Origin of the sequence: Enterococcus sp. AZ149 (assembly GCF_051714285.1) — a bacterium.
GTDB classification, from domain to species: domain Bacteria; phylum Bacillota; class Bacilli; order Lactobacillales; family Enterococcaceae; genus Enterococcus_D; species Enterococcus_D entomosocium.
In genome coordinates this window covers 1249388-1264900 of the sequence record NZ_JBIORO010000001.1, presented here as the reverse complement: position 1 = coordinate 1264900, position 15513 = coordinate 1249388, and the positions used below count along the sequence as shown (strand labels likewise).

General features: G+C 42.6%; 10 protein-coding genes. All 10 read right to left on the bottom strand.

What is annotated here, in order from left to right; all coding sequences use genetic code 11:
• Positions 1-195 precede the first annotated feature (195 nt).
• The gene (locus tag IGI94_RS05975) at positions 196-1632 is read right to left on the bottom strand and encodes a flotillin family protein (RefSeq protein WP_016613227.1); all 1437 of its coding nucleotides are present in this window, start codon (positions 1630-1632) and stop codon (positions 196-198) included.
• A 13-nt stretch (positions 1633-1645) separates the two neighbouring features.
• On the bottom strand, positions 1646-2071 hold the full coding sequence (locus IGI94_RS05970; protein WP_008379668.1) for a hypothetical protein: 426 nt from the start codon (positions 2069-2071) through the stop codon (positions 1646-1648).
• A gap of 119 nt (positions 2072-2190) precedes the next feature.
• The gene (gene trmFO / locus IGI94_RS05965; protein WP_016613226.1) at positions 2191-3492 is read right to left on the bottom strand and encodes an FADH(2)-oxidizing methylenetetrahydrofolate--tRNA-(uracil(54)-C(5))-methyltransferase TrmFO; all 1302 of its coding nucleotides are present in this window, start codon (positions 3490-3492) and stop codon (positions 2191-2193) included.
• A gap of 152 nt (positions 3493-3644) precedes the next feature.
• The gene (gene topA, locus IGI94_RS05960) at positions 3645-5723 is read right to left on the bottom strand and encodes a type I DNA topoisomerase (protein ID WP_438899542.1); all 2079 of its coding nucleotides are present in this window, start codon (positions 5721-5723) and stop codon (positions 3645-3647) included.
• A gap of 142 nt (positions 5724-5865) precedes the next feature.
• Positions 5866-6744, bottom strand: a complete 879-nt coding sequence (dprA, locus tag IGI94_RS05955; protein ID WP_008379662.1) for a DNA-processing protein DprA — start codon at positions 6742-6744, stop codon at positions 5866-5868.
• Between the two features lie 68 nt (positions 6745-6812).
• Entirely contained in the window at positions 6813-7577 is a 765-nt protein-coding gene (locus tag IGI94_RS05950) for a ribonuclease HII (RefSeq protein ID WP_016621295.1), read from the bottom strand.
• Positions 7561-8427 (bottom strand): ribosome biogenesis GTPase YlqF, encoded by an 867-nt coding sequence (gene ylqF / locus IGI94_RS05945; RefSeq protein WP_005229614.1) that lies wholly within the window; start codon positions 8425-8427, stop codon positions 7561-7563. The genes IGI94_RS05950 and ylqF overlap by 17 nt, the downstream gene beginning before the upstream one ends.
• A 423-nt stretch (positions 8428-8850) precedes the next feature.
• Positions 8851-9756 (bottom strand): class C sortase, encoded by a 906-nt coding sequence (locus IGI94_RS05940; protein WP_008379656.1) that lies wholly within the window; start codon positions 9754-9756, stop codon positions 8851-8853.
• A 22-nt stretch (positions 9757-9778) separates the two neighbouring features.
• Complete coding sequence (locus tag IGI94_RS05935) at positions 9779-11647, bottom strand: SpaH/EbpB family LPXTG-anchored major pilin (RefSeq protein ID WP_438899541.1); 1869 nt, start codon at positions 11645-11647, stop codon at positions 9779-9781.
• A gap of 54 nt (positions 11648-11701) precedes the next feature.
• Positions 11702-15277, bottom strand: a complete 3576-nt coding sequence (locus tag IGI94_RS05930) for a SpaA isopeptide-forming pilin-related protein (RefSeq protein ID WP_438899540.1) — start codon at positions 15275-15277, stop codon at positions 11702-11704.
• Positions 15278-15513: the final 236 nt, after the last annotated feature.

The following is a 15513-nucleotide window of genomic DNA, read 5'->3' as shown; positions in this document are numbered from 1 at the left end:
GACCACAAAAAAAAACAAATGAATTGTCAGAATTTAATCAATATTTCAAAGTTTAGACATAATTGTGAAAACTTTCTAAGAATCTACGTAAGATTCTTATCTTTGTTCAGAAAGATCCGTTAAATGCGCCAGAAAAACGTACCAGTCCCTCTCCTCAAAAGAAAGAGGGACTGATACGTTTCCACTTATTTGCTTTTATTCGATTGGATCAGTTGTTGGCTGATGCGAACCAGTGCTTTCAGATACAACCTGAACTAGCTCTTTGTTTCCTTGTTTTGTGGACATCGTGTCATTGATTAACCCAACTAAGTCTAATCCGGTTGTCTCTTTGATCGTATCAAAGGTTCGCGCTAAACCAGCTTCCCCCATTGATTGAAGACCATCATTGCCGCCAAAGCTAACCACTTTATCAATATTGCTCAGTGGCGCATTGACCTCTTTCGCGATTTCAGGCAGCACTTTGATGAACTCCATCAAAATACCAGCTTCGTTCAGTTTGGTCAAAGCAATCGCCATCTTTTCACGGCTTTCCGCTTCGGCTTGACCGACTTTTGCGATCCGTTCCGCGTCGGCACTACCTAGTTTTTCAATTCGTTCGGCTTCTGCTTGGGCAGCTAATTTGACTTTTTCCGCTTCCGCTTGTGCTCGTGCGATTTCTCTTGCTTTGTCTGCTAAAGCGTTTTGTTCAACCACATATTTATCCGCTTCGGCTTTTTTACGGACAGTTGCATTCAATTCTTTTTCCGTCAATTCCGCTTGTTTTTCTTGAATCTCGATATTTTTTTCTTGTTCGATCAATTGAACTTTCATTTGTTCGCCGACCGCGATCTGTTCCGCTTTCGCATCCGCAACTTCGCGTTCTTGTTTGTATTGTGCTTGTTTCAATGCCATATCTTTTGTCGCTTCTGCAATTTCTGTTTGGCGACGGATCTCTTCATGCTGTGCCAATTGCTCATTCTCAGCTTGCTTGATTCGAGTTTCTCTTAAGGCATTGGATTCCGCTACTTCGGCATTTTTTTTCACTTCAGCAATCTGAGGGCGTCCTAACGCATCCAAGTAGCCATTGCTGTCGCTGACATCTTTGATCGTAAACGAAACGATCTCCAACCCCATTTTCTTCAAATCCGTAGAGGCAACTTCTTGCACTTGTTCCGCAAAATCATCGCGGTTTTTATAGATGGCTTCTACCGTCATCGTTCCTAGAATCGCCCGTAAGTGACCTTCTAAGACTTCTTGGGCTTCATCTTCCAATTCACCTGTGGATTTGCCTAAGTATTGCTCAGCAGCTGTCTTGATCGACTCGGTACTGTTGCCGACCTTCACAAGCACCGTCGCACTGGCTTTGATCGGTACGCCTTGTTCCGTATAAACTTCTGGTGTCCCAATCTCTAACTTGTGGGTTAATAAACTTAATTTATGGGCTTTTTGAACAATAGGAATCACAAACGTCCCACTGTTTTTTAAGATTTTGATGCCTTCTTTTCCTAAAAACGACCCCGTAACGATCAATGCTTCATCGGGTTTCCCAATGCGATAGCGTATCATCAAAAAAGCGATCAATAAAACAACGAGGACAACACCCCATAAAATCGGATTACTTAAAAAATCTACTGCTGATCCTGTATCCACCATAACGTAACACTTCCTATTCTATAAAATTTTTACTTTCCACCACCAACGCGATCCCTTTTTTATCAAAATCGACAATGATGACTTTGGTTCCGACTGGCAATCGAACATTGTTTTCACGATCTTCTTCCCGAAAAAAACGTGCAGGATAAACAGAACGTGCACCTTGACTCCCTATCTCCATGACTTCGCCGATTGTATCTCCGACAATCTTTTCCGTCAGTTCACCGATCACAAAATCATTGCGACTAATGACATTGCTGCGGTTTTTGTCTGTGATGCGATTGTAAAGCCACATAATGGGACCTAACAGCAAACTAAATAAAACAAAGACAACGAAAATGACCCCGACCAACAGGATCAGCCATCCTAAAAATTGAATTACTGTAGGAAAACGCTGTAAATAGTTTTGAATCAAATGAATCCATTCTCCAATCACCATCTTCACCACCTTCTGTCATTGTTACTGTCTATCATAAGTCACCTTGATTAAAGTTTCAAGACAAATTAAAAAAAAACCTTCTTACCATTTATTAGTAAGAAGGTGATGACTCATCGCTCTTATAGTTGTTCTTTGGCTTCTTCTAAGGCAGCTAATGCCCGGTTTGCCAATGCTTCATAACGAGATTTTTTATCTCTGATTCGTTCTGGAAGTTCTGGCAGCAAACCAAAGTTGGCATTCATCGGTTGGAAGTGTTTGCCTTCTGCATGAGTGATATAATACGCCATACTGCCAATTGTCGTCTCTTGTGGCATAATGATCGGCGCTTCCCCTTTTGCAAGTTTGGCAGCGTTGATCCCGGCCATCAATCCACTGGCTGCACTTTCAACATACCCTTCAACGCCTGTCATCTGACCAGCAAAAAAGAGGTCTTCACGTTTTTTCGATTGGTACGTTTGTTGTAACAACTCTGGTGAATTCATAAAACTATTCCGATGCATCACGCCGTAGCGCACAAATTCTGCCTCTTCCAAACCAGGGATCATCCGGAATACCCGCTTTTGCTCGCCCCATTTCAAATGTGTTTGAAAACCAACGATGTTGTACAGAGAAGCAGCTGCATTGTCTTGCCGCAGCTGAATCACTGCATAAGGACGCTTGCCGGTTTTCGGATCTTCCAAACCAACGGGTTTCATCGGACCAAACAACATAGTTTTCGGTCCACGGCCAGCCATAACTTCGATTGGCATACATCCTTCAAAGAATTTTTCTTTTTCGAATTCTTTCAAAGGGGCCACTTCCGCATTGACTAAAGCTTCACGAAACGCATAAAACTCCTCTTCGTTCATTGGACAGTTCAGATAGGCTGCTTCGCCTTTGTCGTAGCGTGATTTCAAATAAACTTTATCCATATTGATGGTGGATTTATCGACGATCGGTGCTGCTGCGTCATAGAAATAAAATCCTTCTGATCCGTTAAAAGCTTGGATCGCTTTTGATAAAGGTTCAGAAGTCAAAGGTCCAGTTGCAATCACGGTAATCCCTTCTGGAATTTCAGTGATCTCCTCTTCGATGACAGTGACTAAAGGATGTTCTTTGACACGTTTGGTGACTAACTCTGAAAAATCATCACGATCCACAGCTAAAGCACCACCTGCTGGAACAGCTGTTTTGTCTGCAGAGGTAATAATGACTGAATCTAAGCGGCGCATTTCTTCTTTCAAAACACCGACCGCATTCGTTAAGTTGTTGCCCCGAAGTGAATTCGTACAAACAAGTTCAGCAAAATTATTTGTATGATGGGCTTCTGTCGATTTCTTAGGACGCATTTCATAAAGCTTTACTGCGACACCTGCTTGCGCTGCTTGCCAAGCAGCTTCGCTTCCGGCTAAACCGGCACCAATAACATTGATTTCTTTCATAGTGCTCTCCTTTTATTTCAAAAGCTCGCCTCTTCTCATAAGAAACTGCTTGTATTAATCAAAAGAACCGGCACTTTCTTTTGTCAGCCAACATCGAGGCTGACCGTTCAAAAGAATGCGCCGATTCTTTTTTTAACAGGGAATCCTGTTAGTTATTTTTGCACATTTTCTTCATAGTCCCCATTGATACACACGACTTGCTTGCCGCCTTTGACTTTCTTCTCGACTAAGTAATTATCACATTTCGGACAATTACGGCCTACAGGTTTGTCCCAAGAAGTAAAGTCACAGTCCGGATAGCGGGTACATCCATAAAACAACCGATTTTTTTTCGATTTGCGTTCAACAACTTGGCCTTGGTGACAGACCGGGCACTCAACGCCGATTTCTTTGACGATTGGTTTCGTGTTGCGACAGTCAGGGAAATTGCTGCAGGCATAAAATTTTCCGTAGCGACCTAATTTGATCACCATTGGATGGCCACAAAGGTCACAGTCAAAGCCTGCAGGTTCGTCTTTGATTTGGATTTTTTCGATACTTTCTTCTGCGGTCGTCAATTCTTTTTCAAATGGACGGTAGAATTGATCGACGACTTTGACCCATTCTTCTTTCCCAGCTTCAATGCTATCCAAGCTATTTTCCATTTCAGCAGTAAAATGCATATCAACGATTTGCGGGAAGAATTCCTCGATCAATGAATTGACGATCTCACCAAGTTCAGTTGGCTCAAAACGTTTTTGTGTCAATTTCACATAATAACGTCGTTGGATTGTTTCCAACGTTGGTGCATAAGTTGAAGGACGACCCACACCGTTCTCTTCAAGGGTTTTGATCAAGGTGGCCTCACTGTAGCGGGCAGGTGGTTGTGTGAAATGCTGTTTTGGTTCGATCGATACGGATTGGACCACATCTCCTTCAACTAACTCTGGCAAAATGTTCTCTTTGTCTTCTTTGCCATCATCGCGCCCTTCCACATAGACCTGCATAAACCCTTTAAATTTGATCTTTGAACCATTGGCAATAAAGATGACACCATTTTGATCCAAGGTAACTTTCATTGTATCCAAAATCGCCGGCGTCATTTGACTAGCCACAAAGCGAGACCAGATCAAGCGATACAGTTTCAGTTGGTCTTTGTCTAAGAATTTCTCCATGGCTTCTGGCGTACGCATCACACTTGTTGGTCTTACCGCTTCATGGGCATCTTGTGCCCCTTGTGCATTCGCGCGTTTTTTGCCACCGTGCGCCGAGAACTCTGAACCATAAGTACTTTCAATAAATTCTGCCGCTTCGCCTTTGGCTGTGTCTGCGATTCGGGTCGAATCGGTACGCATATAGGTGATCAAACCAACGGTGCCTTGTTTACCAAGAGCGATCCCTTCATAGAGCTGTTGTGCGACCATCATGGTTTTCCGCGTTCGAAAGTTCAGTTTACGGGCTGCTTCTTGTTGCAAGCTACTGGTGGTAAACGGTGCCGCCGGGTTGCGTTTGCGTTCTTTCTTTTCAACCTTCGTCACTTGAAACTCTTTACTAGAAAGACGATCGGTGATTTCTTTTATGCTTTCAGCATTCGGTAATTTTTTCTTTTTGCCATCTAGGCCCCAAAAATTGGCTTTGAATTTTTTCGTGGCTTTTTTAAAGTTCCCATCGATGCTCCAATATTCTTCAGGAACAAACTCACGGATCTCTTTTTCACGATCTATAATAATCTTAAGCGCCACCGATTGAACACGGCCAGCACTCAATCCTTTTTTCACTTTACGCCAAAGGATTGGGCTCAATGAATACCCCACCAATCGGTCTAAAATCCGGCGCGCTTGTTGAGCGTCAACGAGATCTACATCGATCGTTCTTGGTTCTTTGAAAGCTGCCTTGACCGCATCCTTAGTGATCTCATTAAAGACGACTCGGTTTTTATCTTTTAAATCTAACCCTAGTAGAAAAGATAAATGCCACGCAATAGCTTCTCCTTCTCTATCCGGGTCACTTGCGAGGTAGACTTTTTCGGCTTTTTTCGCAGCTGAGCGGAGACTTTTGATCACATCGCCCTTGCCACGGATCGAAATGTAATGCGGTTCATAGTCATTTTCGACATCAATTCCCATTTTACTTTTCGGAAGATCACGAATATGACCGACACTTGCGACGACTTTGTAATTTCGTCCAAGGTATTTTTCAATGGTTTTCGCCTTTGCCGGCGATTCCACGATTACTAAATATTTATATGCCATATAAAGAATGGCTCCTTCCTGAATTTTTCCTACTATTATATTCTATCAATCAGTGAACCTATCGTATGCAGATGAAACATACAAATCGTAGCTTATCATAGCTTTCAAGAAAAGGTTTGTCAAGGAAGGTTGATTGGAAAAATCAAAAAAAGGCTAACTCCTGTAAAATATCTGACACACTAATCGTACATTTTGCGCCATCTTGAATCAAGTGGTGACAACCTTTTGACTGATCGGAAATCATTTCACCAGGCACTGCAAAAACTTCTCGGCCATTTTCCATTGCTAATTGTGCCGTAATCAAAGAACCGCTTCTTTCTTTAGCTTCAATCACACAGATTGCTTTTGAAATACCGGCAATGATGCGATTGCGTAAGGGGAAGTGATGTCTTTGCGGTTTGGTGTCGTGAGAATATTCACTCAGTACTAGATGTTCTTGACGAATCTGCTGGAACAACGGATACGCAGAAGTAGGATAACAATGTTCCAAACCAGAAGCAATCACGGCAATGGTTTGTCCCCGATTTCTGATGGCTGATTCATGGGCAAAACTGTCGACGCCATTTGCTAATCCACTGACGATCGTATAGTTTTCTGTCACTAAAGGCGGGATCAGCTTTTCGCAAACTTTACGCGCGTAGCGAGAAGCTGTTCTTGCGCCGACAAATCCAATCATGGGCGTTTGCAACAATTGCAGATTTCCTTCGTAAAATAGTAATAATGGTGGGTCCGCAATTTGTCTTAAAAGCATCGGATACTCCGCTGAAAAGAAGGTGAGGTAGTTTTGTCCCCCCATCTTTTGTGTGATATGCTCTTCTGTCATTTGCTCCCACGATCGGCGAAAGACCGTCCTATGCTGTGGAAGGACGCCGATGGCAATCATCTCTTCCAACGAACAACGCATTTCTTTTGTTTCCAGCCAATGCCAAATAATCTTCCAGCAACCTTGCAGACCGATTCCCTGACAGTAGTACAGTTTTATCAACTGTTTTTCAAAATCTGTTGCTTGTTGATATTTCATAAACAAAGCCCTCTTTTCTTAGTGATCTTACTTATAAGATTCGCTAAAAAAAGAGGGATGGATGAAATTTATAGGTATTGTTTAACTGGGGCAAAGGTTTTTCGATGAATAGGGCAAATTCCATGGGCAGCTAACCCTTCTAAATGAACTTTGGTCCCATACCCAGCATTTTGATCAAACCCATAAAAAGGATACACATCATGAAAATCTTTCATTAAATTGTCACGATAGACTTTGGCAATGATACTTGCTGCGGCAATCGAAATGGAGCGGGCATCGCCTTTGATCAAGCTTTGTTGAGGGATGTCGGTCTCGATGGTCATCGCATCAATGAGCAAATGTTCCGGCTTGACCGCTAAGTCGATCAAAGCTTCTTTCATCGCCAGGCGGCTCGCTTGATAGATATTTATCCGATCGATTTCTTCAGGACTAACCACACCGATACCGACAGCAACGGCTTTATTTTGAATTTCGATAAACAGTTCTTCTCTTTTCTTCGCAGAAAGCTGTTTTGAATCATTTAACCCCAAAATCTGGCATTCTTTAGGCAGAATCACCGCAGCTGACACCACGGGTCCTGCTAAAGGTCCGCGCCCCACTTCATCTAAACCGGCGATAAAACGGGCGCCTTGTTGAAATGCTTCGTTTTCAAAACGCATCATTTCTTCGTATTTTTCCTGCAATAGCTGCTGTTTGACTAATTGTTTCTCATATCGTTGCAACAGCTTTTGGACCCCTGCGCGTTCATCTGCTAGCAATTCCTGCAAAAATGCCGGGTCATTAAAGGTTGGATCAAATAATCGCTCTTTGATTGTCTTAATCGGTTGTTTCATCTTGGCTTTCCATTTCCTCCACTCGATCTAGTGTATAACGGCCTAATTTTCCTTGCCGAATGTCAAAGACAACAAGCTCGCTTCCTCGATCATAGTTATCTTTATACCCACGTTTTTCAGTGATTTTCATCAACAGGTCCGGCGCTAACAACGCCTCTTCCTCCGCCTTTAGTTGGTAACGATTGGCGATTCTTTCAGGATAATAGCGGGCAAAAAAATCAAGTCCATACAATGCGATATCATCCAAATGGATCAGCTGATCTTTAATAGCCCCCGTCAATGCCAATTTTTTACCAATCTCAGGATCTTCAAATTTTGGCCATAAGATCCCAGGCGTATCTAGCAGCTCTAGATCAGTCCCAAAACGCAGCCATTGCTGTCCTTTGGTCACGCCGGGTTTATTACCCGTCTGAGCAATTTTCTTCCCTACTAAACGGTTCATCAAGGTTGATTTTCCGACATTCGGAATGCCAATCACCATCGCTCGAATCGCACGGGGCTTCAATCCTCTGGCTTTGTCACGAGCGATTTTTTCCTTCAAGACTTGCTTAGCCGTCGGGACAATGGCTTTGACGCCTTGATTGTCTTGGGCGTTGATCGCCAAGGCTAAATAGCCTTGTGCTTGGAAATAATGCTCCCATTTTTTGGTTTGAACGGGATCTGCTAAATCCGCTTTATTGATCAAGATCAATCGTGGTTTTTGCTGTAATAATTGGTCCAGCATGGGGTTGCGGGATGAGATCGGCAAGCGTGCGTCCACGAGTTCAAAAACGATATCCACGAATTTTAATTTTTCACTTACTTCACGTCTGGCTTTCGCCATATGGCCTGGAAACCATTGAATGGTCATTTGAACGTTTTCCTCCTTGGTACTTCTTCGAATTGGTAAAAAGACAGTAGTGTCTAAATCCATGCAGTATATATCTGACAAGAACGAGGACTATTTGCTCTAAAACCATCAGAGAAACTAGTCACACTGGGCATTTTGCTAAAATTGCTTTAGGACAATGTTCTTGTTCCAACCTCGTGCATAGGTAAAGCTTTCAGCGCGATTCTCATGCGTCATACGCGCTTTCTCGCTTTTTAATTTTGGGGAAGTGGTTGGAAAAAGCTTGTCTATCCACTCATTCTTCCTTTTTTCTGACACCTTTACCATTAGACCGACTGCTTTTTACTACCTTTTATCTTCGTTATTGTACCATATTTCACACGACATGTTTCGTTCTGAGTAAGGTTAACAAGTCATTTTCTAGTGGATCTAGAGGAAAACCTGCTATCTTTTCTTCTTATCACTGGGAGTGATCAAATCATGCTGTTTTTTTCTTTTGATTCTGCTAATCACCAGCAGGAGTAGTAATAGTATGGTGCTTACAACTAGCAGCACCCACAAATCCTGCTGGTTTGCTTTTTTTGCGGCACTTGTTTCATTTTCTTCATTGTAAGGAACCCTTTTGCCGCGAACCAATAAACGATGGCTATTGACCATATAGGGTGTGCAGGTTAGTAAGGTGACATAATCACTGCCTTTGACAATTTTTAGTGCTTCGGTATCATCAGGGGCGACCGTTTTAATCTGATCTATTTGATACGCCAACGTATCATCAAACGTTTCGATATAAAACTCATCGCCGATCTGCAGCTTAGGCAGATCCGTAAAGAGGGTTGCACTCGTTAACCCACGGTGTCCGCACAGAACTGCATGGGTATCTTCACCACCTATTGGATACGAAGCGCCCTCCAATAATGTTGCTCCTCTTTTTAACAACGTATCGGTGGTTTGATCAAAAATCGGGAGAGCGACACCAATCACGGGGATCTTTAAAACGCCGATCGTATGTCGTTCATAGTAATCAGGTGTATCGCCTGATTCTGAGTCCCTTGTTTCTGATAAATCTTGCGTTTCTTTGATTCCAGGATTGCTGGGATGCTGTGCCAGCTCTTGATTTACTCGTTCCAACTGGTTCCTTTTTTGTTGTTTTTCTATTTCACTCATTTTTTTAGCTTGGCTTTGGTAGTAGCTGATCAACTGTTGATCCAAAAAGGTGTTGAGCTGATTACTTACAAAAGGATAACTGATGATCAGAACACCTAGCAGCAGCAGAATACCCATTAGAACATCCAACAAAGTCACTTTTTGAGTAGGTACTTTCGTGCCATTTCTTTTCCTTTTGATTGTCATCGTGCATTTTCATCTCATTTACTTACCCTTTCCGTTTTACAAAATAACACCCAGCTAAACCAACGATCACCACTCCGATGGCGCCCATTAAATACGTGCCGGCACCACCAGTTGCCGGTAAGGTTCCTTTGCGGCGGTTAGGGACTTTTTCTGGATCTCCCAATTGCTCTTTCGTTCCATAAGACGTTTCATGTACTTCAAAAGCGATGCGATTTGTTAGCAGTACATAATTTTTTGGTGCTTTTACTTCTTCCAAATAGTAGGTGCCAAATTTTAACCCGATGATATCAACTAATCCATCTGTCCCTGTGGTAAATTTCGTCGCTTCATCCGCTGTTTGCACCCAAGATACCTGTTTGGTTCCTTCTTCGATTTTCAGGTAGTTGGCATCATCACGGTCTTGATCCCGTACAACAAAAACTGCATCTGCCAATGCTTCGGTAGCGGTCACAGCCCCATCGACTTTTAAGAACCGTTTGCCCCCTGTCAAAACTTCCACGCTTGGAGGCGTTTGATCCGTCATGAAATCCGTTTCTACATTTGCTTCATTCGTAAAGCCATTGATAGGCATAGCCTGTTCATTTAAATACATATAATACACAAAGCGCAATTGATTTCCCGGCGTTAATTGCGGCACGAATTCTGGATTGATAGTTACCGTAAAGCCATGCTCTTTTTCCGTTACTTGGTAATTCGTCGCATCGATTTTCTGCTCTCCATCATACAACGCATAGCCCGTTTCTCCTTCAGCTGTATTTTCAAAAGTTAATGCTGGATCATGGGCATCGATCAATTGAAAATGTTTGTATTTGTTTTCTGATCCTACTTTATCTTGAATACCTGATGGGATATTGACTGTTAGGTGATATTGGATTCTTTCGCCGATCTCTACGTCTTTGCCGTCTAATTGTGGTGTTGTTTTTGTAACATTTGTTGTGTCATTCTTGATTGTTAGCTCAACAGTAACGTTACTTCCTGAATCAATCGAGAAATCCTTGATTCTTTCTTCCTCGATTAAGGCGGCTTGACTTGGGGCTTTCGTTTCCTCTAATTGATAGGCGCCTGTTTCTAGTTGCGCAATCTTTAGCTGTCCTTTTTGGTTCTCACTCACATCGATACCAGCGTCTCCAGCAGCATATTGTTTGCCTGTCAAAAAACGGTACGCTGCCTGTTTGTCAGTTGTCCATGTATAAAGTCCATCGGCTGCACTTAAAATGTATTTCTTGGTATTTTCGCGTCCTTCTTGCTTTGAAACAACAAATTCCGCATCATTCAGTGGTTCGTTTTCCCCCGTTCCTCGCTTATTCACAAGGAGCATTCCTTCATTTGTGACGATATTTTTCGGATAAAGATGGATCGTGTCTAGCTCTTCTTCTCCATAAACATATGAGCCATCAGCTTGTTGGATCATTTCATATACGGGAAAGGCGATCACCATATTCTCAGCAGTGGTAACGCCGTCTTTAGGGGCTTCTACAATGGTGTAAACTGCATCCCGATCGGCTTGTTTTTTCGGCAATTCAAAAACCAAATCACCGGCTGCATCTGTTTTCCCGCTAGCTATAGGGGAACCAGACGTCAAGGTTTGAACTTGACGCTTGGCTTCTTCAACGGATGCCCCTGCAGATCGTTTTTCATAAAATGCTGCTGTCACATCATAGACAGAAAAAGTGACATCGGCTAAGCCTTGGTATTGATCAAACTCTTCCATCTCAGTCCCACTATTTTGAATCAATGAACCTGGCAGATTGACCATTTTCTTTTTATGGAGATGGATCTGTGCCAAATTGCTCTCTGCAGACACTTGCTGATTTTTTGTTCCAAAAAAGACAAATGGCAAAAGTAAAAATAGGAGACAAACCATTTTCGTATGATTAAAAATCTTTTTCATTGTTCTTTCCTCTCTTCTAAATTTTTTTTCGTTTTTCATTCGCTAATGGAAAAATTACTTTAATGAAGACTTATCTTTGCGCTTAACGTGCAAATAGCTACCAGCTAAAAGGACTAGCAGACTTGCTGAAAGAATGACCATCCATCCATGCCAATTCCCTCCGGTTTCAGGAAGAGACACTTTCACTTGATTGGTTACGATCAATTCTATTTGATTGTTCTTTTCTCCAGAAACAAGAAGATTCGGTAGTCGTTCTTCATCGATAAAGACCTGACCATCCTCTTCAATCTTGATTTGGACAGGTGCTGTTAAACCTGCATAGCCTGCGGGTGTACCAGTTTCTTCCAAGGTATAGCTGCCGGGTGTGAGATCTTGGAAGTGAAATACCGCTAGTGCTTCTCCGTTTTCAGGCAGTTCGACAGTCCGTCCGTTTCCACTTAGCCGGAATTTTGCCCCCTCAAGTGCTTGTCCCAGTTCATCCTGTTTATTGACCACCAAATCAAAAGGTTTTAACTGATTGCCATGGGTAAGGGTCCAACAGTTGGCATCCCCGTCGACATTTTCCCCTTGATACTGGATTTTTCCGTCTGTACCAACGACAAATTCATAGTCACCGGCAACCGTATCATATCCGAGCGGACCGGCTGTTTCTGAGATACGATAAGCGCCAGGCTCAAGGATCGTAAATTCAGCCATCCCAACATCATCCGACGTTTCTGAGGCGATTTCTTGATAATCCCCTCCTGCTGTTTTTTGTTGAAGAGAAAAGACAGCGCCTGCTAACAATACTTGCTGCTCATTTTGCAACGTATATTTTCGAATAGCGACTGGAATTTCTGTAAACGGATTGGTAATCTCCAGGATAATCGTATGCTCGACCAGTGTGACAGGTTGTCCATCAATCGTCGCATGCCCTTGCTCATCAATATGGATCAGCCACTCTGTTTGCTTAGCCAAATGATGTCCCGCCGGTGCAGTGACTTCCTTTAAACGATACGTCTGACTTTTTTGCAACGTAGTATCTGCTGGCAGCCCGTACGTTCCATCCCCTTGATCCACAAGGGTTACTGTCTTTCCAGCGCCCGTCAATTCAAAAACAGCACCTGTCAGCTTCACCTCTCCTACAGCGGATTTTTTGATCAGATTTAATGCGAGGGGCACAAACGTCTTTGTGTTTTTCCATGTAGAAACGTCCACTCTTGTCGACTCGTAGCCTGATACTGCCAGTTCATTTGTGACTTGATAATTAAACGTTTCTCCTTGATTGTTATAAAGCGGCAGTAGACGGGTTTCTTCGTAATCCGTTCCATCCTTTTCAGAAACCGCGGAAACCTTGCTTCGTTCCCAACTTGTCTGATCTTGTGCATCGGTCTCAGTAAGTTTGAGATATCCTGTTTGCCAGCTCTCCTTGCTAGTAACTGGGCTTCTGCTTATTTCAAAATAGACAGATTCTGGGCGACTTGACGTATCGCCATCGTATTCCTCCCAGACTTTTTTGATCGTCAACTCTTTCCCAGGTGCTTTGGCAGAAGGCACACCAAACAATGCCTTTTGATCGGACTGATGATTCGGATAAAACACCGTTTCTCCATTCATTTGATACCAAGTATCTGGTTTAAAATCCGCTGCTTCCGTTTGAATCCGCACTTGATAATGAATTTGCAGTTCCTGTCCTTCGCCTAAATAAAGACCAGAAGCATTGAGTGTATTGTCAGATATCGTGACCTCAGGCTGCACCGTTAGAGCAGCAGAACCGACACTTTTGATGGACAAGCTATTTTCTTCGTATAAAAATGGCTGCGAAATGGGGTCAGTAATCTCTCCATCAGTGACTGTCGCCGAAATATGAAGGGCTTTTTTCTCGAGATAGTCGGCAATATCCGCTGCTTCATTGGCTGACTCATAATAAAGATGCCCCTCTTCATCAGCAGAAACCATCTGTCTCATTTTGTTCTCAACATCGGCCTTTGTATACCCAGCTGTTTGATCCCCTTGCAGTTGAATCCCCAATCCGTGAATCTCAATCCCGCGCTCTTTTAACGCCATCGCCTCACCGATCGTGGCGACAAACGTATTGTTGATCCATTTAGAGTTACCGTACTGATCAGATGCAAAATACCCGTTGTAGAGATGTGAAGTATTCATCGGCTGGTCTTGAGAAAGAGAAAAGGCGGTTCCATAATAACTACCATCTGCTTGTGTATGCACTTTGGACACATGATAACTGTAGGTCGGCACGCCATCTGTTAGCAAAACGATGACTTTCTTATGTCCATTTTGCGTTGATAGCATATCCCCAGCTTGGCGAAGCCCTCTTTGGGTAAAGGTCCCCCCAGCTGCTGTTTCTGGCGTCATCGTTCGGATCGTCTCTTTGACTTCAGAAAATTTTCCTAACTGGCAGGTTTTGTTTTGGTAATTGTTACCATCACTGGAATAACCGACATAGCCCATGTAGACACTGTCTTGAATGCCGCTTCCTTCAATTTGATTCAAAAAGCGATCCACACCTTTTTTTACCTCAGTGATGCGTCCCATCTCATTCATACTCCCTGACCAATCCACTACCAACACAACATCGATCGGATCAATTTGGCGTTGAACATTCCCTCGTACATTTAGGTAGACATCAAACAGTCCTGGAGTATTCGTCTCTTTTGCAAATTTCCGTAAAGCAAAATCCGCTTCATCTCCCACACCACCATACTCAATATACGAGTTGGTCAAATTTTCTGGATCACCATTCCATGTAGCTACGCCATCCCAGGTTTCGCCTGCATCTTTGTTCCCCTGATGATTTAAGACATTGCTCTTTTCATCAATTGTCCAATTAGCCGAAGGATACGTCCCGCTTTGGTCTGTCGTATAATCTGGTTCAATCGAAGCAAAAGCCTGTGAAACGGTCGTTTTTTGATAAAGACGTTCTTGTTTAAACGGTTCAATGAGTGTTTCGTCTTCAGAAGAACTTGTCGTTGTTCCTGTTTCCTTTGTCTCTTCCTGCGTTTCTTCGTTTAAAACACCTTTTGAGTCCTCATTCGACACTTGTTCCGAAGTTGACTCCGTGCCGGTTTCTGCAGCTTGTGAATCAATTGAGCTGACTTCCACCCTATCTGAGGAAGCAGATTCTGTCGCAAGCGGAATGTCAACTATCAATTCATCCAAAGACGCCAATTTGTGCGATTCTTGATTTTCGTGATCATATTTTTCAATCTGAATCGCCAACTTCAGTTTTTTTGTTTCATTAGGTAGTTGAAACGTTACTTCTTGTTCACAGGGTGTTTGCAAGAAGTCTTGTGTTGTTAGCCAAGACTGCGCAGATTCATCCTCAATAAAAACCACCTCTTTGTTGTTCGTTTTCGTTAGCGGTTGTTCTTTCGTTTCATCAAGTGCATATAATTGCAGCCAGATGCGTTGCTGTTTGTTTTTTTGTGATAGCTGATATCGTAAAGTAAATTGATTGCCCTCCCGTTGACCTGTCAACTTGATCTGCTCCGTTTCGGTAATAGCGATCGTATTTTCTTCTTGTGCACTTGCTATCCCATTTGTTTGCAAACTCGAATAAATGAAAAATAATATCCCCCCTAACATACAGAAAATGAAAGAGAACCAGTGGTGTCTCTTTGTCAAAAACATAAAAAGACCTCCTTTCAAAGAATCAAAAATTACAAGCTGATGATACAAGAAAGAAGCGAAAGACACCTCTTTTTTTTATTTTCTGAAAAACAGGAAAAATTTACGCATCTGTAGTTATTCATAAATAAAAAAAGTTTTTTTATTTCAAAGCGGAACCAATTAACCAACGTTATTTAATAACTAAAAAAAACTAGCGTTTTTCACATGCGATTTCTATTTTTGTTCTTTATGAGACA